Source organism: Agromyces marinus, from assembly GCF_021442325.1.
Lineage (GTDB): Bacteria > Actinomycetota > Actinomycetes > Actinomycetales > Microbacteriaceae > Agromyces > Agromyces marinus.
The window spans coordinates 2,160,238-2,182,385 of record NZ_CP087879.1 but is presented as its reverse complement, the minus strand read 5'-3'; the positions used below and the strand labels follow the sequence as shown (position 1 = coordinate 2,182,385).

20 protein-coding genes are annotated in these 22,148 nt (G+C 72.7%); 9 read left to right on the top strand and 11 right to left on the bottom strand.

What is annotated here, in order from left to right; all coding sequences use genetic code 11:
- The first annotated feature begins 59 nt into the window (after positions 1-59).
- The 4 genes from DSM26151_RS10165 to DSM26151_RS10150 all read left to right on the top strand — a co-directional run bounded on the left by DSM26151_RS10165 (position 60) and on the right by DSM26151_RS10150 (position 4,330).
- A complete protein-coding gene (locus DSM26151_RS10165) occupies positions 60-1,172 on the top strand; it encodes an aminotransferase class V-fold PLP-dependent enzyme (RefSeq protein ID WP_234661868.1) in 1,113 nt (370 codons plus the stop codon).
- A gap of 209 nt (positions 1,173-1,381) precedes the next feature.
- Complete coding sequence (locus DSM26151_RS10160; RefSeq protein ID WP_407651040.1) at positions 1,382-2,752, top strand: PhoH family protein; 1,371 nt, start codon at positions 1,382-1,384, stop codon at positions 2,750-2,752.
- A gap of 2 nt (positions 2,753-2,754) precedes the next feature.
- Positions 2,755-3,393, top strand: a complete 639-nt coding sequence (locus tag DSM26151_RS10155) for a class I SAM-dependent methyltransferase (protein ID WP_234659438.1) — start codon at positions 2,755-2,757, stop codon at positions 3,391-3,393.
- Between the two features lie 4 nt (positions 3,394-3,397).
- Positions 3,398-4,330 carry a hypothetical protein gene (locus tag DSM26151_RS10150; RefSeq protein ID WP_234659437.1) on the top strand — a complete coding sequence of 311 codons (933 nt, stop codon included), beginning with the start codon at positions 3,398-3,400 and terminating at the stop codon, positions 4,328-4,330.
- A 185-nt stretch (positions 4,331-4,515) separates the two neighbouring features.
- Here the strand turns inward: DSM26151_RS10150 and DSM26151_RS10145 are convergent, their stop codons facing one another.
- The 5 genes from DSM26151_RS10145 to xseA all read right to left on the bottom strand — a co-directional run bounded on the left by DSM26151_RS10145 (position 4,516) and on the right by xseA (position 8,779).
- Positions 4,516-5,886 (bottom strand): class II fumarate hydratase, encoded by a 1,371-nt coding sequence (locus DSM26151_RS10145; protein WP_234661867.1) that lies wholly within the window; start codon positions 5,884-5,886, stop codon positions 4,516-4,518.
- Between the two features lie 98 nt (positions 5,887-5,984).
- Positions 5,985-6,638, bottom strand: coding sequence for a carbonic anhydrase (locus DSM26151_RS10140; protein ID WP_234659436.1), 654 nt, complete (start codon positions 6,636-6,638; stop codon positions 5,985-5,987).
- 11 nt (positions 6,639-6,649) lie between these two features.
- Positions 6,650-7,291 (bottom strand): DUF4245 domain-containing protein, encoded by a 642-nt coding sequence (locus tag DSM26151_RS10135; protein WP_234659435.1) that lies wholly within the window; start codon positions 7,289-7,291, stop codon positions 6,650-6,652.
- On the bottom strand, positions 7,291-7,554 hold the full coding sequence (locus DSM26151_RS10130) for an exodeoxyribonuclease VII small subunit (RefSeq protein WP_234659434.1): 264 nt from the start codon (positions 7,552-7,554) through the stop codon (positions 7,291-7,293). Before DSM26151_RS10130 ends, DSM26151_RS10135 begins: the two co-directional genes overlap by 1 nt.
- Before the next feature lies 1 nt (position 7,555).
- Positions 7,556-8,779, bottom strand: a complete 1,224-nt coding sequence (gene xseA / locus DSM26151_RS10125; RefSeq protein WP_234659433.1) for an exodeoxyribonuclease VII large subunit — start codon at positions 8,777-8,779, stop codon at positions 7,556-7,558.
- Between the two features lie 85 nt (positions 8,780-8,864).
- Between xseA and DSM26151_RS10120 the strand changes: the two genes are divergently transcribed.
- The gene (locus tag DSM26151_RS10120; RefSeq protein WP_234661866.1) at positions 8,865-9,896 is read left to right on the top strand and encodes a 4-hydroxy-3-methylbut-2-enyl diphosphate reductase; all 1,032 of its coding nucleotides are present in this window, start codon (positions 8,865-8,867) and stop codon (positions 9,894-9,896) included.
- A 70-nt stretch (positions 9,897-9,966) separates the two neighbouring features.
- On the opposite strand, the gene DSM26151_RS10115 is transcribed toward DSM26151_RS10120, so the two are convergent.
- Both DSM26151_RS10115 and fbaA read right to left on the bottom strand, forming a co-directional pair.
- Positions 9,967-10,590 carry a DUF6264 family protein gene (locus DSM26151_RS10115; protein ID WP_234659432.1) on the bottom strand — a complete coding sequence of 208 codons (624 nt, stop codon included), beginning with the start codon at positions 10,588-10,590 and terminating at the stop codon, positions 9,967-9,969.
- Positions 10,591-10,598: 8 nt separating this feature from the next.
- Positions 10,599-11,630, bottom strand: coding sequence for a class II fructose-bisphosphate aldolase (gene fbaA, locus DSM26151_RS10110; RefSeq protein WP_234659431.1), 1,032 nt, complete (start codon positions 11,628-11,630; stop codon positions 10,599-10,601).
- Between the two features lie 233 nt (positions 11,631-11,863).
- On the opposite strand from fbaA, the gene glpX reads away from it, so the two are divergent.
- The 3 genes from glpX (at position 11,864) to DSM26151_RS10095 (ending at position 15,459) form a co-directional block, all read left to right on the top strand.
- The gene (gene glpX, locus DSM26151_RS10105) at positions 11,864-12,865 is read left to right on the top strand and encodes a class II fructose-bisphosphatase (RefSeq protein WP_234659430.1); all 1,002 of its coding nucleotides are present in this window, start codon (positions 11,864-11,866) and stop codon (positions 12,863-12,865) included.
- A 104-nt stretch (positions 12,866-12,969) separates the two neighbouring features.
- A complete protein-coding gene (locus DSM26151_RS10100) occupies positions 12,970-14,034 on the top strand; it encodes a DMT family transporter (RefSeq protein ID WP_234659429.1) in 1,065 nt (354 codons plus the stop codon).
- Positions 14,035-14,091: 57 nt separating this feature from the next.
- A complete protein-coding gene (locus DSM26151_RS10095) occupies positions 14,092-15,459 on the top strand; it encodes an MFS transporter (RefSeq protein WP_234659428.1) in 1,368 nt (455 codons plus the stop codon).
- Positions 15,460-15,482: 23 nt separating this feature from the next.
- On the opposite strand, the gene DSM26151_RS10090 is transcribed toward DSM26151_RS10095, so the two are convergent.
- Positions 15,483-16,958, bottom strand: a complete 1,476-nt coding sequence (locus DSM26151_RS10090) for a DNA recombination protein RmuC (RefSeq protein ID WP_234659427.1) — start codon at positions 16,956-16,958, stop codon at positions 15,483-15,485.
- A 66-nt stretch (positions 16,959-17,024) separates the two neighbouring features.
- Positions 17,025-17,642: an exonuclease domain-containing protein gene (locus tag DSM26151_RS10085; protein WP_234659426.1), complete on the bottom strand. Its 618-nt coding sequence runs from the start codon at positions 17,640-17,642 to the stop codon at positions 17,025-17,027.
- A 73-nt stretch (positions 17,643-17,715) separates the two neighbouring features.
- Between DSM26151_RS10085 and DSM26151_RS10080 the strand changes: the two genes are divergently transcribed.
- On the top strand, positions 17,716-18,462 hold the full coding sequence (locus DSM26151_RS10080; RefSeq protein ID WP_234659425.1) for a class I SAM-dependent methyltransferase: 747 nt from the start codon (positions 17,716-17,718) through the stop codon (positions 18,460-18,462).
- A gap of 48 nt (positions 18,463-18,510) precedes the next feature.
- Here the strand turns inward: DSM26151_RS10080 and DSM26151_RS10075 are convergent, their stop codons facing one another.
- A complete protein-coding gene (locus DSM26151_RS10075) occupies positions 18,511-19,746 on the bottom strand; it encodes a DUF7363 domain-containing protein (RefSeq protein ID WP_234659424.1) in 1,236 nt (411 codons plus the stop codon).
- Between the two features lie 140 nt (positions 19,747-19,886).
- Positions 19,887-22,121 carry a caspase family protein gene (locus DSM26151_RS10070; RefSeq protein ID WP_234659423.1) on the bottom strand — a complete coding sequence of 745 codons (2,235 nt, stop codon included), beginning with the start codon at positions 22,119-22,121 and terminating at the stop codon, positions 19,887-19,889.
- Between the last annotated feature and the right edge of the window lie 27 nt (positions 22,122-22,148).

Genomic DNA, 22,148 nt, shown 5'->3' with positions numbered 1-22,148 from the left:
TCGGCGGTGCGGATCTGCCACTATTGAGCCTCGTCAGAAGGGGGCGACATCACGTGAGCATGGACGACTACCTCGCCGGATTCACCGAGGAGCCCGGCTACCTCGACTACGCCCGCGTCGGCCCGCTCTCGCGGGTCGCGGCCGAGGAGACGCTCGCACTCACGCAAGTGCTCGAGCGCGCCCGGCACTCCAGCGTCGACGTGTTCGGCGAACAGGACGCGCGCCTGCGCGCCGCGGCATCCGCGCTCACGGGCACGCCCGACGAGCGCATCGTCGCGATCCCCAACACCACGACCGGGCTCATGCACGCGATGTTCGGCCTGACCGGCACGGTGCTGCTCTCGCCGCACGAGTTCCCGAGCGTGCCGATCGCAGCGGTCCGCGCGCAGGAGGCGCTGCACTCCGTGCAGCCCGCCTGGCTCGAGACCGACCACGGCAAGGTCACGCCCGGCAGCATCAAGCGCCAACTCGAGGCGAACGTCGCCGCGGTCGCGGTGAGCCTCGTCGACAGCCGCACCGGCTACCTCTGCGACCTCGAGGGCATCCGGCAGGTGATCGGCGATCGCATGCTCATCGTCGACGCCATCCAGGGCTTCGGGGTCGTCGACGCGCCGTGGGAGCTCGCCGACGTCGTCGTCACCGGCGGGCAGAAGTGGTGCCGCGCCGGGTGGGGGACGGGTGTCATGGTGCTCTCGGAACGCGCCGCGGAGCAGCTCACCCCGGTGTTCTCCGGGTTCACCGGCACCGCCGACGACGAGGTGTGGGACGAGGTGCCGCCGCCGGCCGCGGGGGCGCGGGCGTTCCGCGTGTCGAACCCCGACCCGATCGCCGCGGCCCGGTTCGCCGCGTCGCTCGAGGAACTCGCCGAGGTCGGCGTCCCGGCGGTCAATGCGCGCGTGGCCGAGAACGTCAGCCGCGTCATCGACCTCGCCGACGAATTCGCGGTGCCCGTTGCGAGCTCGCGCGACGAGCGCGAGCGCGCCGGGATCGTCGTGCTCGAGCCCGAACCCGAGCACGTGACCGTCCTCTCGGCGTCGCTGCACAACCACGGCGTGACCGCGACGACGCGCCTGAGCACGGTCCGCCTCAGCGTGCACGCGGCGCTCGAGGATCACACGCTCGAGATGCTGCGCGGCGCGCTGGTGTCGTTCAGCACCGCCGCGACGTACTGAGGCGCCGGGGCGGGCCGGGTTCTCCGGTGAACAGCGGATGTCGCGCCGCGTGTCGCGCCGACGGATGTCGCCGGGCGGACGTACCGTCAGGGCATCGGGCAAGTCGCCTGATCGAGTCGGCTCGTGAACCGCTCGTGGGAGGATCGCCGGCCGGCGCGTGAGCCGAGCGAGAGCTCGGGGCAGGAGCGGTCGTGACCTCTGTCGATCCCATCAAGCCCCTCGGTCCCCTCGAGTCGGAGACGTCGCACGCGCGGCATCCCGACGAGTCGGCCCCCGGGGGCGCCGCGCAGGCCGAACGCACCTACGTGCTCGACACGTCGGTGCTGCTGTCGGACCCGCGCGCCCTGTTCCGATTCGCCGAGCACGCCGTCGTGCTGCCGGTGGTCGTCATCACCGAGCTCGAGGCCAAGCGGAACGACTCGGAGATCGGCTACTTCGCGCGCGCCGCGCTGCGGCTGCTCGACGACCTGCGCGTGCAGCACGAACGACTCGACTTCCCGATCCCGGTCGGCGACGGTGGTTCGCTGCGGGTCGAGCTGAACCACTCGAGCATGTCGGTGCTGCCGAGCGGACTGCAGATCAACGACAACGACTCCCGCATCCTGGCGTGCGCGTTGAACCTCGCCAACGACGGGCTCGCGGTGACGGTCGTCTCCAAGGACCTGCCGCTGCGCATCAAGGCCGCGTCGATCGGCCTCGACGCGCAGGAGTACCGGGCCGAACTCGCGGTGGACTCTGGCTGGACGGGCATGGCCGAGCTCACGCTCGGCTCGAACGAGATGGCCGACCTCTACGAGCACGAACGACTCACGACCGCCGAGGTCGAGGGGATGCCGGTGAACACGGGCCTGGTCATCCACTCCGATCGCGGCTCCGCGCTCGCGCGCGTCGTCGGACGCGACGAGGTGCGGCTCGTGCGCGGCGACCGCGACGCGTTCGGCGTGCACGGGCGCTCGGCCGAGCAGCGCCTCGCGATCGACCTCCTGCTCGACCAGGAGGTCGGCATCGTCTCGCTCGGCGGGCGCGCGGGCACCGGCAAGTCGGCGCTCGCGCTGTGCGCCGGACTCGAGGCCGTGCTCGAGCGGCGTCAGCACAAGAAGATCATGGTGTTCCGCCCGCTGTACGCCGTCGGCGGGCAGGAGCTCGGGTACCTCCCGGGCGACCAGGGCGAGAAGATGAACCCGTGGGCGCAGGCGGTGTTCGACACGCTCGGCGCGCTCGTGTCCGACAACGTGCTCGACGAGGTCGTCGACCGCGGCATCCTCGAGGTGCTGCCGCTGACCCACATCCGCGGGCGGTCGCTCCACGACGCCTACGTGATCGTCGACGAGGCGCAGTCGCTCGAGCGGAACGTGCTGCTCACGGTGCTCAGCCGCGTCGGCCAGAACTCGCGCGTCGTGCTCACCCACGACGTCGCGCAGCGCGACAACCTTCGCGTCGGCCGGCACGACGGGGTCGCGAGCGTGATCGAGACGCTCAAGGGGCATCCGCTCTTCGCGCACATCACGCTCACGCGGAGCGAGCGCTCGGCGATCGCGGCGCTCGTGAGCGAGATGCTCGACGGGGCCGAGCTCGCGTAGGGATGCCCGGACGGCCCGCACCGTCGTGGACCTCGTACCGCGAGTCGATCGGCGATCGATCCCAGCTGTTCGCAGCGATCGCCGAGACCTGGCCGATCCGGCACGCGCTGTATCCCGGTTCGTACCTCGATCTGTCGCCGTCGACCGCCATCGACTCGGTCACGTACGTCGACATCGATCGGCGAGCGGCGCGCTACTTCGCCGACGCGGATCGCGTGGCGGCGGAGCTCGACTCCGACCCGTCGCATCGGCGGGAGGTGAGGTTCCTCCACGCGGACTACACGGATCCGCTTCCGCTCGCCGACGCCGCGTACGATCTGCTGATCTCGCTGTACGCGGGGCCGGTGTGGGAGCACTGCCGCCGCCATCTCTCGCCCGGCGGCCTGCTCCTGGCGAACTCCAGCCACGGCGACGCGAGCATCGCCGCACTCGATCCCGACCTCGAGATCGTCGCCGCCGTCGATCAGCGGGACGGCAGGTACCGAGTGGTTCGCCGCGAGCTGGATCGCTATCTCGTGCCGGTGAACCCGTCGGCTGCGGATCCGGAACTCATCCGCAGGAGCGGACGAGGGATCGCGTACACGCGCCCGGCGTTCGCCTACCTGTTCCGGCTCGTTCCGGGCGCCACCTCGGTACGGTGATCTCATGAACAGCGCACCCGCGGCCGGCAGGTTCGGCGTGGGCGGCGGAGGGCGGTGGGCGCTGACCGCGCTCGCGACCGCGGCGCTGCTGCTGGTCGGGGTGTTCCTGACCGCGGGATTCGATTCCTCGGTCGGCTCCGCCATACGGGTCGTGGCGATCGCGCTCGCCGCGACGCTCGGCGCGGTCGGTGTCGCCGGGTGCTGCATCGTAGCCGCCCGCTCGGCGCGATCCCGACCTCCCGTGGTGCGCGGTGTCGTGATCTGCGCGATCGCACTCGGGGTGCCGGTGGCGGCAGGGGCGGTGCTGTTCGCCGGGTTCGTCACCGTGCTCGCGGCCGGGCTCGTCCTCGGGTGGATCGTGCTCGTCGTCGCCGCGGGTTGGCCGACCGACCCTGATCCTGCGGCGCGGGCGACCCGGCCCGGGATCCCGGGCCGGGTCGGTCTCCGTCTCACGGCACTGCTCTCGGCGCTCGCCGTCCTCGGCGCGACGGCCGCGGGAGTGCTCCACGTGCTCGTGTGGAACCCGCTCGCGAAGGTGCCGGGCGTGCCGCTCGCCGACCTGTACGCCACGATGGTCGCACGGGGGGAGTCGCCGGCGTGGCCCGCGACGCTGGTCGCGGTGTGGGCGTCGGGGTGGGTGATGCTCGCCCTCGTGTTCGTCGCGGTCGCGCTCGCCGGACGGCGCGGGGTGCTCGTCCGGCTGGACGCCCGGCGCATCGCCCGCACTGCGCTCGTGGCCGTCGCGGGAGTCGGACTGAGCGTCTGGGTCGCCGGATTCGGCATGGGGATTTCGATCGCCGATGCCTTCATGACCTCCGGCGGGGATGCCGCGGGCACCGGGGCGCTGCTCGCCGTCGTCTGGGTCGCCGCGGGGATCGCCGCCGCCGTTCGGCTGATCCCCGCGCCTCCGCGCCGTTCGGGCGCGTCGTCCGCCTGAACAGAGGTCCACGCCCCGCCCGCGCCCGCGGTTCGCGCCACTTCGGCGCCGGCTGCGCCACTTCACGTGTGCGCAGGGCGGCGAAGTGGCGCAGATCGGCGCAGGGTGCGGCGCGCGCGGGAGCGGGCGGGCGGGCAGGTGGGCGCAGCGCGTGGGGCGCGGCGCGCGGGCGCGCCGCGCGGGGGCTACGCCTGGGTCGGGCGGGTCATCGAGAGCAGGTCGAGTGCGGCGTCGAGCTGCGCCTCGGTGAGCTCGCCCCGCTCGACGTAGCCGAGGTCGATGACGGCCTCGCGGACCGTGATGCCCTTGGCGACCGAGTGCTTCGCGATCTTCGCCGCGGCCTCGTAGCCGATGAGCTTGTTCAGCGGCGTCACGATCGAGGGCGACATGCCCGCGAGGGCGGTCGTGCGCTCGAGGTTGGCCTCGAGCCCGTCGACGGTCTTGTCGGCGAGCACGCGCACCGAGTTCGACAGCAGGCGGATCGACTCGAGCAGGGCCGTGCCCATCACCGGGATCTGCACGTTGAGCTCGAACGAGCCCGACGCGCCCGCCCAGGCGACCGTCGCGTCGTTGCCGATGACCCGCGAGGCGACCATGAGGACCGCCTCGGGCACGACGGGGTTGACCTTGCCGGGCATGATCGACGAGCCCGGCTGCAGGTCGGGGATGAGCAGTTCGCCGAGACCCGTGTTCGGGCCCGACCCCATCCACCGCAGGTCGTTGCAGATCTTCGTGATGCTCACGGCGATGGTGCGCAGCGCGCCCGACGCGTCGACGAGGCCGTCGCGGTTGGCCTGCGCCTCGAAGTGGTCGGCCGCCTCGGTGATGGGCAGCTCGGTCTCCTGCTGGAGGAGCTCGATGACCAGCTGCGGGAACCCGGCCGGCGTGTTGATGCCCGTGCCGACGGCGGTGCCGCCGAGCGGAACCTCCGCCACGCGGGGCAGCGCGCTGCGGACCCGCTCGATGCCGAGGCGGACCTGGCGGGCGTAGCCGCCGAACTCCTGGCCGAGGGTCACCGGGGTGGCGTCCATGAGGTGGGTCCGGCCGGCCTTGACCACGCCCGCCCATGCCTCGGCCTTCGCCTCGAGCGCGACCGCGAGGTGGTCGAGTGCGGGGACGAGGTCGTCGATGAGGGCGGCGGTGACGGCGATGTGCACGGATGTCGGGAAGACGTCGTTCGAGGACTGCGACGCGTTCACGTGGTCGTTCGGGTGCACCGCGCTGCCGAGCTTCTGCGTCGCGATGGTCGCGAGGACCTCGTTCATGTTCATGTTCGACGAGGTGCCCGAGCCGGTCTGGAACACGTCGACCGGGAAGTGCTCGGCGAATCCGTGGGTTCCCGCGATGACCTCGTCGGCCGCGTCGGCGATCGCTTGCGCGAGCTGCGCGTCGAGCACGCCGAGCCGGGCGTTCGCGAGCGCCGCGGACTTCTTGATCCGGGCGAGCGCCGAGATCTGCGCGGGCTCGAGTCCGGTGCCGGAGATCGGGAAGTTCTCGACCGCCCGTTGCGTCTGCGCACGGTAGAGCGCGGCCGCGGGAACGCGCACCTCGCCCATCGTGTCGTGTTCGATCCGGTACTCGGCGGCGTTGTCCACCACGGTTGCTCCCCTTCGATTGGAACTGCGGCACGCCGGAGGCGGCGTCGCCTGAGGCGTCAGATGCGACCGACGACGATATCGGTCTCGGCGCGGCCCTCGGCCAGCCGGTAGTTCGCGCCGACGACAGCCAGCGTACCCGCTGCGATCGCGTCGCTGATGAGCTCGGAACGCTCGAGCAGCTCGCCCACGGTGTTCCGGAGGTGCTCGCGGCCGACGAAGCCCGCGTCGATGCCGGCGGTGTCGATCGGGCCGTCCGGCGAACCCCAGACCTTGCGCACGGCCGGGACGATCCCGTCGACGAGTCCCTGGATGTGCGCGGGAAGCGGTGCGGCCTCGTCGCCCTGCGAATCGATCGCCGCGCGCACGGCCCCGCAGCTGTCGTGCCCGAGGACGAGGATCAGCGGGACCTCGAGCACGCCGACCGCGTACTCGAGCGAGCCGATCGCCGAGTCCGACGCGACCTGGCCGGCGTTGCGCACGACGAACGCGTCGCCGAGACCGATGTCGAAGATGATCTCGGCCGCGAGGCGCGAGTCGCTGCAGCCGAAGACCGCGACGAGCGGCTTCTGGTGGTCGGCGAGTTCGTGCCGGCGCTCGACGTCCTGTCGCGGATGCTGCGGCGCACCGGTGATGAAGCGCTCGTTGCCGGCCCGGAGTGCGCTCCAGGCTTCGGCGGGGGTGCTCGGGCGGGGGGTCTCGGGTCGGCTCACGGCCGCTCCTCTCATCGCTGCGCGGCGACGGTCGGCGCGATCGCGCCGGCCAGGGTCTCGAACTCCTCGGGGGAGGCGGTGCCGAGCAGCACGAACGTGCTCTCGCCCGCCTCGGTGACGAGGCCGTAGCGCGCATTTCCGACATCGGCGTCGGTCTCGCGGTTGTCGTACACGGTCCACTCGACGCCGTCGATCGTGACGACGCCCGTGGCGATGGTGTTCTTGAGCAGGTCGGCCGTCCAGGTCGGGTTCGCCCCCAGGCCCTGGTAGAAGCCCGCGTACTCGTCGCCCGGCGTGAGGTACCCCGCGTACCACGCGGTGATCCCGTCGGACTCCCGCTGGCGCAGTTCGGCGGCGTTCGAGCGCCAGCTGTCGGGCAGGTCGGGGACGGCCAGCTCGGGTTCGATGCCGGCCTGGGCCTGCTCGGCGACGGCCGCGACGTCGACGTCGCGCTCGATCGGCGTATCGCTGCGCGGCACGAGCAGCACGATGAGGGCGACGCCCGCGACGGTCGCCACGAGCGAGCCGAGGAGGTTGCGCAGGGTCTGGCGCTGGCGGTGCTTGCGCGAGGCGTCGGCCCGGCGCGCCGCCGTCTCCTCAGGGGTCTCCGGGCGGCCGAGCTCGGCGACGACCCGCGGGGCGCGTGCGGCCATCAGGCGTCGTCCGTTCCGGCCGACGCGCCCGCGGCATCCGCCCCGACCGCGCCGGCGCGAGCCGCATCGAGGCGCGCCTTCGCGCCCACGAGCCATTCCTCGCAACGCTGCGCGAGCGCTTCGCCGCGCTCCCACAGCGCGAGGGACTGCTCGAGCGTCGCGGAGCCCTGCTCGAGCTCGGCGACGACGTGGACGAGCTCGTCGCGGGCCTGCTCGTAGCTGAGCTCGGCGACATCCGTGGAGGGGGAGGGCATGGCTGGCATTCTATTCGCCGTCGCCGACCGTTCCCCGCGAGCTGGCCGACAGTCGGCCGCCCGCGAGCGTGATGCGCAGCGCGGTGCCCTCGGGCGCCTGCTCCGGGTCGGTCAGGACGCCGTCGTGCTCGCGCTGGACGATCGCGTACCCGCGCTGCAGGGTCGCGAGCGGCGAGAGCGCGCGCAGCTGCGACCGCAGTTCGACGGTGCGCACGTGCGCCCGCTCGATCGCCCGGTCGGCGAGCTCCGCACCCCGCGCCACCCACCGCGTGATCTCCTCCGAGCGTCGCTCGACCATCCACGCCGGGTCCGCGAGTGCGGGCCGCGATCGCAGGTGGCCCAGCCGATCGATCTCATGGCCGATCAGCGTCGTCACGCGCATGCGCAGTCGCGTGCGCGCCTGCCCGACGCGGACCAGTTCCTCGGCGACGTCCGGCACGACGCGCTTGGCGGCATCCGTCGGCGTCGACGCACGCAGGTCGGCGACCTCGTCGAGCAGCGGCCGATCGGCCTCGTGGCCGATCGCGCTGACGATCGGGGTGGATGCCGCGGACGCCGCCCGCACGACGCGCTCGTCGCTGAAGCCCAGCAGGTTCTGGAAGTCGCCGCCGCCGCGCGCGACGATGATGACCTCGACCTCGGGGTCGGCGTCGAGCCGCCGGATGGCCGCGACCACCTCGGGCGGGCACCGGTCACCCTGGACGGCGGCGTACGCGGTGCGGAACTCCACGGCGGGCCAGCGCAGGCGCGCGTTGCGCAGCACGTCCTGTTCGGCGTCGCTGCCCTGGGCCGTCACGAGCCCCACGACGCCGGGAAGGAACGGCAGCCGTCGCTTGCGTTCGGGCGCGAAGAGCCCCTCGGCCGCGAGCGTCGCACGAAGTCGTTCGAGCCGCTCGAGGAGGTCGCCGATGCCGACGTGCCGGAGGTCGAAGACCTGCATCGTGAGTGAGCCGCCCTTGACCCACCAGTTCGGCTTGAACAGGGCCACGACGTGGTCGCCGGCCTTGAACTGCTCGGTGAGCTTGGCACGCGTCGACGACCAGACGGTGAAGGACACCGTGGCATCCGCTTCGAGGTCCTTGAGCTTGCCGTAGACGTTGCCGGCCGAGACGCCCCACTGGGTGATCTCGCCCTCGACCCAGACGGTGCCGAGCCGGTCGAGGTACTCCTTGAGCTTGCCCGACAGCGTGGCGACGGCCCAGGGGGTCTCGCGGGTCGTGGGTCCCTCGGCCATGCGCCTCCCAGCGGCTCGTCATCACCGCCCGCGTAGGATGGCATCCGTGACGAGCTTGACGGATGCACCGCGAATCGACCTCGGCATGCCTCGGATCCCGAGCGTGCGCGGCCGGCTCAAGGATATCCCCGTGGACGGGGGCAAGCGGGTGCTCCTCGCGGCGCCCCGAGGGTACTGCGCGGGCGTCGACCGTGCGGTCATCGCGGTCGAGAAGGCGCTCGACCACTACGGCGCGCCCGTCTACGTGCGCAAGCAGATCGTGCACAACATCCACGTCGTGACCGAACTCGAGAAGCGCGGCGCGATCTTCGTCGAGGAGGTCGACGAGGTCCCCGAGGGGGCGCACGTCGTCTTCAGCGCCCACGGCGTCTCGCCCGCGGTCGTGAACGAGGCGTCCGAGCGCGGCCTGCACGCGATCGACGCGACCTGCCCGCTCGTGACCAAGGTGCACCGCGAGGCCGTGCGCTTCGCGCGCGACGACTACGAGATCCTGCTCATCGGCCACGAGGGCCACGAGGAGGTCGAGGGCACCGCCGGCGAGGCTCCGGACCACGTGACGCTCGTGAACAGCCCGGACGACGTGCCGAACATCGAGGTCCGCGACCCCGACAAGGTCGTGTGGCTCTCGCAGACGACGCTCAGCGTCGACGAGACGATGGAGACCGTGCGACGGCTCCGCGAGCGGTTCCCGAACCTCCAGGACCCGCCGTCCGACGACATCTGCTACGCCACGCAGAACCGCCAGGTCGCGATCAAGAAGGTCGCACAGGACGCCGATCTCGTGATCGTCGTCGGTTCGGCGAACTCCTCCAACAGCGTCCGACTCGTCGAGGTCGCGCTCGAGTACGGGGCGAAAGCGGCGTACCGGGTCGACTACTCGACCGAGATCCGCCAGGAGTGGCTCGACGGCGTGCGCACGATCGGCGTCACGAGCGGTGCGTCGGTGCCCGAGGGCCTCGTCCAGGAAGTGCTCATCGACCTCGCCGACGCCGGCTTCGCCGACGTGGAGGTCGTCAAGACGGCCGAGGAGGACCTGATGTTCTCGCTCCCGAAGGAACTGCGCAAGGACCTCCAGGGCAACCGCGATGCGCGGGCGCTCGGCGGACGGACCCGCTGAGGCGAGGCCGCGCCCGCGCCGGTGCGCCCGAGCGGGCGCTGCGCGCGCCCGGTGCGCCCGCGCGGCCGCGTCAGCCGCCGGCCATGCCCGCGATGTACGCCTGGAACGTCGGGTCGGTCATGAAGACGATCGAGGTCAGCACCATCGTGGCGAGGAACGCGACCGCGCCGCCGGCGAGCGGCACCCAGAACGCCACCTTGCGCGCCCGGAGCCGTGCGATCGACCACCCCAGCACCGCCGCGTAGAGCGCGAGCATGAACACCGTGCCGATGATCGCGAGCGTCGGCAGCCACGCCTGCGGCGCATAGGTGCCGATGCCCTGCTGCGTGTAGACGTTCTGGATCGCGGCGGGCAGCTGCTGCAGGCTCACCGACGTGTTCCACGCGCCGAAGGCGCCGAACACGAGCAGTGCCATCGTGATGAAGCGGTCCACCGGGCGCCGCGGCCGGTCGGTCGCCGTCGCCGGGTCCGGCGTCGCCGGTCGGCCGGGAGCGGTGCCCGGTGCCGGTGCGGGCGGTGGGGGCGGGGCGGATGCCGCGGCATCCGCCCGCTCGTCACCCGGCGGCGTCCACGACCAGCCCTCCGGCGCGTACTCGCCGTAGCGCGGACGAGGCCGCTCATCGCGCGGCGGGGGAGCGGCGCCCTCGGCCGGCTGCCCCTGCGCGTCGTTCCGTGCGGCCTCGTCCTGTGTCATCCGCTGCCCTACGCCGAGATCGAGTTGCCGACCGAGCCGAGCTGGCGGGTCGACTCGCCGACGCGCACGGCCATCGCCGACTCGGCGACCTTGCCCCACGCGCGCGGGTCGTACTGCTTCTTGTTGCCGACGGAACCGTCGACCTTGAGCACGCCCTCGTAGTTGGCGAGCATGTAGCCGGCGACCGAGCGCGTGAACGCGTACTGGGTGTCGGTGTCGATGTTCATCTTGATGACGCCGTTCGCGACGGCCTCGGCGATCTCGGCGTCGGTCGAGCCCGAACCGCCGTGGAACACGAGGTCGAGCGGCTTCGGGCCGGTGCCGTACTTGGCAGCCAGGCCGTCCTGGATCTCCTTCAGGAGCGCGGGGCGGAGCTTGACGTTGCCGGGCGCGTACACGCCGTGCACGTTGCCGAACGTCAGCGCGGCCATGTATCGGCCCTGCTCGCCGAGACCGATCGCCTCGACCGTCGAGATCGCGTCGTCGAGGGTCGTGTAGAGCGCCTCGTTCGAGCCCTCGTGCTTGACGCCGTCTTCCTCGCCGCCGACGACGCCGATCTCGACCTCGAGGATCGCGTGGATCGCCTTCATGCGCGGCAGGATCTCCTGCGCGATCCGCAGGTTCTCATCGAGCGGAACCGCCGAGCCGTCCCACATGTGCGACTGGAAGATGGGATTGCGGCCGGCCTTGACCTCTTCCTCGGATGCGGCGATGAGCGGGAACACGAAGTCGTCGAGCGCGTTCTTCGGGCAGTGGTCGGTGTGCAGGGCAACGGTCACCGGGTACGCCTTGGCGACCTCGTGCGCGAACTTCGCGAACGCGAGCGCACCGGCCGCGCGGGCCTTCACGGTGTGCCCCGCGAAGTAGTCGGCCCCGCCCGTGGTCACCTGGATGATGCCGTCGGAGCCGGCCTCGGTCAGGCCCTGCAGCACCGCGTTGAGCGTCTGCGAGCTCGAGACGTTGAAGGCCGGGTAGGCGAACCCCTTGGCCTTGGCGGTGTCGAGCATCTCGGCGTACTGCTCGGGTGTTGCGATGGGCATGACCTGCTCCTTCGGGAAGAAAGTGGGAACGCCCACGAGTCTAGCGACGCGTCGAGGACGGCTCAGGTACGTGACGGATGCCGCCGCGGAGGACTCGACGCCGGCGATAAGAACGCACGAACTTTCACCCGTCGGGAGGCCCCCGGCCCGTCGTCGGCGAGCTCGCCTCAGTAGGCTCGAACGTGCGGTGGCAGCAGAGCCGCGCGGACACGACCCACACCAGGAGGCCCTCGATGGCGAGCACGGACAGCGACCTGATGCACGAGCACCCCGATCGCAACATCGCGCTCGAGCTCGTGCGTGCGACGGAGGCCGCCGCCATCCGCTCCTACCCCTGGATCGGCCGCGGCGACAAGATCGGCGCCGACCGCGCGGCGGTCGACGCGATGCGCGCGTTCCTCAGCACCGTCGACTTCGACGGCGTCGTCGTGATCGGCGAGGGCGAGAAGGACGAGGCGCCCATGCTCTTCAACGGCGAGCACGTCGGCAACGGCCGCGGTCCCGCGTGCGACATCGCCGTCGACCCCATCGACGGCACCTCGCTGACCGCTGCCGGGCGGCAGAACGCGCTGTCGGTCATCGCCGTGGCCGATCGCGGAACGATGCTCGACGCGTCATCCGTCTTCTACATGGACAAGATCGTGACGGATGCCTCGGGCCGCGGCGTCGTCGACATCCGCAAGCCCATCGGCGAGAACCTGCGGGCGCTCGCGAAGGCCAAGGGACGCGAGGTCTCGGACCTGCGCGTCGCGGTGCTCAACCGTCCCCGCCACGAGCAGCTCATCGCCGACATCCGAGAGGCGGGCGCCGGAACGCGCCTGATCTCCGACGGCGACGTCGCGGGCGGCATCAACGCGGCGCGCTACGAGTCGCGCATCGACATGTGCGTCGGCATCGGCGGCAGCCCCGAGGGCATCACGACCGCGTGCGCCATCAAGGCGCTCGGCGGGTTCATGCAGGGCCGGCTCGCACCCGGCGACGCGGCCGAGCGCGAGCGCGGCGAAGCCGCCGGGCTCGACTGCGACCAGGTGTACGAACTCGACGACCTCGTGCGCGGCGACAACACGTTCTTCGTCGCGACCGGGGTGACCGACGGCGAACTGGTCGACGGGGTGCGCAAGAAGGGGCCGATCATCCGCACCGAGTCGATCGTGCTCCGCGGTCGTTCGGGCACCATCCGCAGGGTGCGTGCGGACCACCTCGTCGAGAAGTGGCTCGACGCCGCCGACCGCTGATCCGGGGGCCCGTTCGGCGGGCCCGCGGGCCCGGCGCGGAAGGGTCCGCGGGCGAGGTTCCGGTCGAAGCGTCCTCACAGCATCGGCGTGCCTAGAATCCACGCGTGCTGCGCGCCCGATCCCATCTCTACCTCGCCCTCGCGAACCTGCTCTGGGCGGGCAATTTCGCATTCGGAGCGACTCTGTCCTCGCAGGTCGAGCCGGTGTCGCTGTCGTTCTTCCGCTGGGCGCTCGCGGCGCTGCCGCTCGTGCTGCTCGCGTGGGCGATCGAGCGGCCCGACTGGCGGGCCGCCGCACGCGAGTGGCGGTGGCACCTCCTGCAGTCGGTGCTCGGCCTGAGCGGGTACGCGCTGCTGCTGTACAGCGCGCTCGGCACGACGGGTGCGGTGACGGCGTCGGTCGTGAGCGCGATCAACCCGGCCGCGATCGCGCTCGCCGCGGCGCTGGTGCTGCGCGAGCGGCTGACCCGGATCCAGGGGGTCGGCATCGGGGTCGCGTTCGCCGGCGTGACGATCGTGCTCACCGGGGGCGATCCGCGCACGATCCTCGCGGACGGGTTCGGCGTGGGCGACCTGCTGGTCGTCGCGGCCGTGCTCGCATGGACCGCGTACGCGATCGTCTCCCGTCGGGTGAGCACCCCGCCGGTGACCGCGACCGCGATCCAGGCCGTGTTCGCGACCGCGACCCTGCTGCCACTCGTCGCGATCACCGGCCTGACCCCGCCGACGGATGCCGCGGGCGTGTTCGCCCTCGCGTACATCGTGCTGCTCCCCTCGGTCGCGGGGTACGCCCTCTGGAACATCGGTGCGGCGCGCGTGGGCACCGCGAAGGCCGGAATCCACCTGAACCTGCTGCCGCTGTTCACCGTGCTGATCGCGGTCGCGTTCGGCCAGGCACTCGAGCCGGCCGCGATCGTCGGCGGTTCGGTCGTCGTCGCGGGCGTCGTGCTCACGCTGTGGACGAGGAGGTCGCGCGAGGCGATGCCCGAGGTCGCGGCTGCGACGAGGTCGCTGCCGGTGGCGGATGCCGCGGACGCACCGGTGCACGTGATCGCCACGCCGCCGGCGCTGACCGGACCGGTCGTGATCGGGACGCTCGCCGATGCGTTGACCGGGCCGATCCTGCGCCCGGACACGGCAGCGCCGGTCGAGCAGGTCCCCGCCCGGTAGGCACGGCGGCCGACCTCGCCCCTGCCGGATGTCGGCGGGATGCCGCAGACTGTGCGCGTGGGTTCGAAGCGGCCGACGCCGCGCGCACTGCGCCCGTTCGCCTCGGGCCAGTACCGCCTGCTCGTGCTGGCGCTGACCGCGTCCCTGCTCTCGGCGGGGGCGTGGATCGTCGCGGTCGCCTGGCAGGTGATCGAGCTCGGCGGCACGCCCGTCGACCTGTCGATCGTCGCCGTCGGGGCGAGCGTCGGCCTCGTACTCGCCGTGCTGATCGGCGGAGTGGTCGCCGACCGCGTGCCCCAGCGGCGGATCCTGCTGGCCGTCGAGGCGACGCGCGCGGCGGTGTTCACGATCGCCGGGGTGCTCGCCCTCACCGGGATGATCGAGGTGTGGCACCTCGCGGTGCTCTCGTTCGGGCTCGGCGTCGCCGACGGGTTCTTCTACCCGGCCTACTCGGCGTGGCTGCCCGCGTTGCTCCCCGAGGATCAACTGCTCGCGGCCAACGGCGTCGAGGGCATGCTCAGGCCGGCCGCGGCGAACGCGGCGGGTCCGGCCCTCGCGAGCCTGCTCATCGCCGCGCAGGCGCCGTGGCTGGCGTTCCTCGTCGTGGCCGGTCTCCAGGTGGTCGCCCTGGTGGGGCTCGGGGTCATGCGCACCACGCCGCTGCAGCGCGACCTCGACGCGGACCACCCGATCCGGCAGATGGTCTCCGACCTGAGGGACGGCTTCGGCTACCTGCTGCGCACGCGCTGGCTGATCGCGACGCTCGCGTTCTCGATCGTGCTCGTGCTCGTCGTCGTCGGGCCGCTCGAGGTGCTCATCCCGTTCGCGGTGCGCGACCAGGCCGGCGGCGGGGCTGGGGAGTTCGCGCTGGTGCTCGCCGCGTTCGGTCTCGGCGGTGCGGCCGGCTCGCTGCTGGTCGCGTCGTTCCGGCTGCCGCGGCGCTACCTGACGCTCATGATCCTCGCGTGGGGGTTCGGGTGCATCCCGTTCGCGGTGATCGGGCTGACCTCGCAGCTGTGGGTCATGATCGTGGCGACCTTCATCGTGGGCTTCATGTTCGACGCGGCGCAGGTCGTGTGGGGCACGCTGCTGCAGCGGCGAGTGCCGCGCGCGATGCTCGGCCGTGTGTCGAGCCTGGACTTCTTCGTCTCGCTCGCGCTCATGCCGCTGTCGATGGCCCTCGCCGGCCCGGTCGGCGAGTGGCTCGGGCTCGCGCCGGCGTTCCTCATCGCCGGGCTCGTGCCCCCGGTGCTCGCGGTGCTCACGCTCGCGTTCGCGCGTCTCGGCCGGGATGAGCTCGAGCATCCGCTCGACGACCGCACCATGGACGCCGGCCCGACCACCGGCGCGGAGGCCGCGGCTGGACTCGCGTCACCCGTCGACGAGCCGCACCGGCCCGCGGCCCGCGATCACGGCGACTCCTGAATCGCGCCGGTCGAGCCCGAGCGTCAGTCCGCTGCGGACTGCCGGATGTGCTCGTCGAGGTCGGCGCCCTCGAACGCGTCGCCGAGGTCGGGCTCATCGCCGAGCTCGGGCGAGTCCTCGGTCGTGGGCTCGCCCTCGAGCGTCGGCGTGCCCTCGAGCGCGTCGGTTCCGTCGAGCGCGTCGGTCAGCTCGGGGGCGGACAGCCTGCGCGGCCCCTCGTGGATCGGAGCCGGCTCGGCCACGAGCGACAGCTTCGTCTCGTTGATCCCGGGGAACTGCCTCGCCGTGACGAGCACGCGCGACTCGAGCGAGCTGGCGAACTTGTTGTAGCTGTCGACCGTGCGTTCGATGGCCTTGCGCATGGCGTCGGCGTGGCCGGCGAGGACCCCGATGCGCTGGTAGAGCGTGTTGCCGAGGTCGAAGAGCTTCTTCGCCTCGTCGGACACGGCCTGCTGCTGCCACGCGTAGTCGATCGTCTTCAGGACCGCGAAGAGGTTCACCGGCGACGCGAGGGCGACCCGACGTTCGAACGCGTGGTTGAGCAGGCCCGCGTCGGCCTCGAGCGCGGCCGAGAGCAGCGATTCGTTCGGGATGAACGCGATCACGAACTCGGGCGACTCCAGCCCCTGCCAGTACCCCTTCTTGCCCAGCGCGTCGATGTGCGAGCGCATGGCCTTGACGTGGCGGTCGATGAGCGACTTGCGGCGCGCGCCCTCGTCGCCCGTCGCGGTCTCGGGGATGGCCGACGCCTCGAGGTAGTGCTCGAGGGGCACCTTCGAGTCGAGCGGGATGTACTTGCCGCCCGGCAGGTAGACCACGAGGTCGGGCCGCCCGCGCCCCTGATCGGTGGTCACCTGGTGCTGCTCGCCGAAGTCGACGTGCTTGAGCAGACCTGCGGCCTCGACCACGCGACGCAGCTGGGTCTCGCCCCACACCCCGCGCGTGCTGTTGCTGCGCAGCGCGCTCGCGAGCGACTCGGTCGTCGCGCGGAGCTCGGCATCCGAGAGCTGGGCGGCCTTCAACTGCTCGGCGATCGAGCCGTACTGCTCGCTGCGCTGCTGCTCGAGCTCGGAGACCTTGCGCTGCATGTTCGCGAGCGTCTCGCGAACCGGGCTCAGCGCCTGCATCACCTGGCTCTCGCGACGCTCGCGCTCGGCGCGCTCGGACTGGTCGAGACGCTGCTGCTCGACGAACTCGCGCTGCTGGGCCGCCTGCTGCTCGAGGCGGTCGCGGAGCCCGGACACCGCAGCCTCGGCCGCAGCGAGCTCGGCGCGCAGCGCCGCCTGCACGGACTGCTGCTCTGCGAGCAGTGCCGCACGCTCGGCGTCGGCCGCGGCGCGCTGCTCGAGCATCGCGCGCTCGTGCCGGGCCTCGACGAGTGCCGGATCCTCCGCCGCGGCGGACTCGGCCGGCCGCGAGCGCAGCGAGACCACGTGCATCGCAAGCGCACCGAGCGCTCCGCCGACGACCAGACCGATGAGCAGGGGGAGGAGGTCCATGCCGCAAGTGTGACAGCGGCTTCCGACATCCGCTGCGAGCCACGGCGGCCACCCGCCGATCGCGGACTACTGCAGGGCCATCGGGCCGTGCAGGGACGCCCGCTCCTGCGAGGCGACCGGCCCGATCGCCCCGACGCGCACACGCGTGACGTGCGCGAGGCGCTCCAGGTCGTCGGCCTCGTGCCGACCCGCCGCGTGCACGATGATCGCCGCGCACGCCTCCGCATCCGCGAGCGCGTCATGGTGCGCGAAGCCCTCGAATCCGGCCGCGCCCGCAGCGGACGGCAGGCGATACGAGTCCAGGTGGTACGTGCGACGTGCGACCTGGAGGCTGCACACGTACCTGAAGTCGGGCACCTCGAGCCCGAGCGCCTCGCTCGTCGCGCGGATCACCCCGGTGTCGAACCCGGCATTGTGCGCGACCAGCCAGTCGTCGCCAGCGAACTCCCGGAGGAACGGCAGGTGCACCTCCCACCCGTCGGCGCCCTCGACCCGGTCGGCCGTGATGCCGTGGATGCGCACGTTCCACGGCGAGAACTCGCCGTGCCGGAACGGCGGCCTGATGAGCCGGTGCTCGCGCCGCACCACGCGCCCGTCGGCGACCTTCACGAGGCCGATCGAACACGCCGATGCCGGCGAGGAGTTGGCGGTCTCGAAGTCGATCGCGGTGAAGCTCAGGGGCACGCGGGCATCCTCGCACGGCCCGCCCACGCCGCCCGGCATTGACGCGGCGGCGCGCAGGGCGTGGAATGTCGGCGTGGACCCGCACTCCGACACGCTCAGCGCCGCGCGATCCTTCGGCGCCGCGGCATCCGTCTACGGCGCAGCCCGGCCCGGCTACCCGACCGAGGCGGTCGGCTGGCTCGTCGGCGACTCGCGTCGCGTGCTCGACCTGGGCGCGGGGACGGGCCGGCTGACCGAAGCGCTCGTTGCGCTCGACCTCGACGTCGTCGCGGTCGACCCCGTCGAGGAGATGCTCGAGGAGCTCGAGCTGAGGGTTCCCGGCGTGCCGCGCATCCTCGGCACCGCCGAGGACCTCCCGATCGAGGATGCCGCGTTCGACGCGGTCGTCGTCGGCCAGGCGTGGCACTGGTTCATGCCCGAACGCGCCGTGCCCGAGATCGCGCGCGTGCTCCGACCGGGCGGCGTGCTCGGGCTCGCGTGGAACGCGCGGGACACGGCATCCGCCGACTGGCTCCGCGAAGCGGGCGAGCTCATGCACGAGCGGCACGACGCGTCGGCGTCCGTCGACTCCGTGGTCGGGCCGGGCCGACCGTTCGGCGCGGTCGAATCGCACCGGGTCGAGTGGACGATGCGGATGTCGCGAGCGAGGTTCCTCGACCTGGTGCGCTCGCGCAGCCACTGGCTCACCTCGCCGCCCGCGGAGCAGGGCGCGGTCGTCGCGGCGATCGAGGAGCTGCTGGCCGCCCACCCCGACCTCGTCGGAGCCGAGGACCTCGAGGTCCCGTACGTCACCCACTGCTTCCGCGCCGTGCTGCGCTGACTCGCGCCCCCGCCGGCGAGGGCTCACCCGGTCGCGGGCGCCCACCGGTCAGGTCGCCAGGCGCGCGCCGGGGTGTCCGTAGACGGCGTAGGCGAGCGCGCACGACTCGCCGGCCTCGCGGGCGGCCTCCCGCGCCCGGCGCGAGGCGCGATCCACCGGGGCGCCCGAGGCGAGCTCGGCCGCGAACGCGGCGAGGAAACGGTCCGAGCCGACGCCCCCGCTGCGCCCGCCGCACTCGATCACGACGCCCGCGCCGTTGCGCATCGCCGACGCGGCTCCGCCCGGCGCACCGCCCTCGACGCCGAGCGCGACGACGGATGCCGAGGCGATCTCGGTCGCGGAGCGCGGCGCCGACACCGTGCGGTCGGCCGAGGTCGGCCGGAGCGTCGAAGGCGGCGCGACATCGGCGATCCAGCGCACCATGCCGGTCTCGCCGAGGAACCGGGCGCCGTCCGCCGGTGCGACGCCCGGTCGCCGAACGACGAGCAGCTCCCACGGGATGCCGGTCTCTCCGGTCGTCTGCAGCACGAGTCCGTCGAGTTCGTCGCGGTGGGCCCACAGCAGGTCGATCGTGCGGCGGTCGAGCAGGCGGTCGGCCAGGTCGGCTCCGATCTCACGCAGTCGCGCCTCGACCGCCCGTCCGCGCTCCGGCCGCGGGAGGTCGACGCCGGCCTCCCGAGCCTCGGCGAGGGATGCGCGCAGGTCGCCGAGGAAGGCCTCGGTGTCGCGGACCGCGGTGCGGAAGCGATGGCGGTGGCCGCTCACCGTGAGGACGCCGTGCAGGGTGGAACGGCCCCGGGCGACCTCCTCGTCGATGGCGAGCGTCGGGCGGTCGACGAGCCCGGGGTCCGGCTCGAGGACGGGCGCGGTCGTCCGGGCGAGCCCGGCCTGGTCGTGGTCGTCGGCCGCCACGATCTCGCTCCGCAGCCGGACGGAGGCGAGCGGGAACTCGTCCTCGCCGCGCACGAGCACCGTGACCTCGGCCGCGCCCCGATCGAGTGCGAGCAGCGGGAACCGGAGCACCGCGGACCCTCTCGCGGGGAACCGCACGCGGCGCGTGCGGCGGGCGCCGACGAGCAGGCGCAGCCCCCTCGGCACCACGGTGACCGTGACCGGTCGGCCGGCGAACCCGGGCGGTGCGGTCGAGTCGTCGCGCTTGGACTCCGGGCGGACGAGCCGGACCGTGAGGGTCGTGGTCGACCCGACCGGGACGATCGGCTTGAGCTCCGCCTGCAGGTGCGCCGCCGGGGGCACGTCGACCGCGACGCGTCCGTCCTGCAGCATCCGAACCCCTCTCGACGACGCTGGCCGCTCGCGTGGGGCGGCCGGGAACGGGCGACCTCGACGGGTGCGCCCGCACCGACGCTAGTGCGACGAGGTCGCGGCCGCCTCAGGGTGGACCCCGATGCGGCCGCGACGGAGGGTCAGTCCCCGCGCTCCTCGAGCAGGTCGGCGGTCGCGCGCAGGATCGACACGATCGCGGCCGCGCGACGGTCCGCGCCGCGCGCGGGCGACGAGCCGTCCGGCCCGTCCGGGGCGTCTGGCGGCGGAGGCGGCGTCGGCCCGTTCGCCGGCGAGAGCAGTGCCCGGCCGCCGAGCACCTCGTCGCCGTGGAACTCGGGCGTCTGGCGCCGGTTCGGGCCGAACACCCGCACCACCTCGTCGACGAACGCCCGGTTCGACACCGCGCCCACGCTCGACGCGAACAGCGGGATCGCGCGGCTCGTGAAGTCGCCCTGCCCGTTCGTCTCCCACGCGACCTCGCCGGCACGGCACGCGCTCAGCAGCACCTCGCGGCGCGGGCCCTCCGGGCGCCCGCCCTGCACCGGTTCGGATTCGGATGCCGCCACCGCGGCGGCGGCACCCGAGCGCACCGGCTCGGCCTCGTCCGCCTCGGGCGCGCCCCGGTCGGCGCGGTACGCGCGCTCGTCCCGCTCCGTCAGGCGACGCCAGCGCGCACGGCTGCCGGGGGTCGGCGGGGGCGAGGCGTCGGGCGCCCGGTTCGCCGAACCCGAGTGGCAGCTGTCGAATATCGCGGTGAGGCTCACGCCCTCGGGGATGACGTCCCAGATCCGGGCGAGGTCGTCGTCGATCACGAGCCGGCCCGTGCCGCGGAAGTCGACCGGGCAGAGCGCCTCGTCCTTGGCCGAGTCGCCGTCGTCCTCGTCTCCGTCGAGGTCGTCCACGAACGTGCCGTGCCCCGAGTACTGCACCGCGAGCACGTCGCCCGGCGACGATCCGGCCACGAGGTCGAGCATGGCCGCCAGCATCGCGTCGCGCGTGGCCGCGGCATCCGTCAACTGCCGGACGTCGAAGCCCTGCTCGCGGAACGCGGCAGCCCACGCGTTCGCGTCGGCCACGCACCCGGCGAGCCGGTCGTCGCCCGGGTACGCGTCGATGCCGATGCAGAGGGCGAGGCGGCGGTTCGTGCCGACGCCGGTCGTCGCGTCGCGCGAGGCGGCCTCCGCGGCCGTGGCCGCGGGGATCTCGACGGACCACGGTGCGAGCGAGCGTTCGCGGGCGCCCGACGGGAAGCGCGTCAGGTCGCGTTCGGCGAGCCCCGCGATGCGCATCGCCACGCTCTCCATCGTCGCGGCGTCGTCGTCGAAGCCGCCGTGCGTTCTCGATCCGCTCGCCTTCGGCCGCCGCGTGTCGCGCGGGGCGATCACGAGGTCGCAGGTCGCGCCGGCCGCGGTGAACAGCCGCCCGCAGGCGGGGTCGGCGCGCAGGTGCTTCTCCATGCCGAGGATCGGCGTGTCCCTGCGCGGTTCGAACGATGCCGAGACCAGGTACAGCAGCGACTTGCGGTAGACCTTGCAGTCGTCGTCGCGCTCGGTCCGGTCGTCCATCTGGAACACCGCGAGGTTGCGGACGGTGCCGTCCTCGACCTTCGGCACGAGCAGCTTCCGGAAGGTGTCGATGCGCACGGCAGGCGCGAGCAGGTCGACGTGCTCGAACGCGGGCACGCCCGCGGCGAGCGCGCGCGGAACGAAGTGGGCGTGGAAGATCGATCCCGCGCTGTGCCCGACGGCGCTGACCGTGACCCGATCGCGGTTCGCGGGCGCGGTCGTGAACGCGGCCAGTTCGTCGGCGAGCTTCGCCCCGCCGCCGCCGTCGACGGATGCCGCGGCGGCGTCGAGTTTCATGTCGTTCCAGATCGCCCCGCCGCCGAAGAGCCTCGCGGCGGTCTCGAGGAAGCCGTCCCACGCCTCGTCGACCCAGCCGCGCCGTCCGGACGACCATCGGGCGAGCGCATCCCACAGCGCCGTGCCGAACGCGGTCTGCCAGACGACGTGGATCGGGTAGACGCCGTTGGCCTTCCACCAGTCAACCTGCTGCAGTGCGATCTCGAATCCGGCGGCGCGATCGACCAGCCCGCCGTGCGCGTAGACCATGATCGGCACCGGGCCGGGCCGGTGCTGCTCGATGAACGCGGGCAGGTGGGTGCTGAAGATCGCCTCGACGTCGGCCGCGGTCGAGGTGAACGCGTCGAGGGTCGCCGGCGCGTCGACCTGGTCGGTGGAGAGCGCTCCGTCGGTCAGCAGGACGACGTGCGGCCGCAGGGCTGCCAGTTCCGCGGTCGTGAAGGTGTGGCCCGCGGCGCGGGCGGTGCTCGAGAGCAGTTCGGTGCTCGGGCCGGGCGGCCTCGTCGTGACCATGGCGTGGTTCCTTCCTCGTGGGCCGCT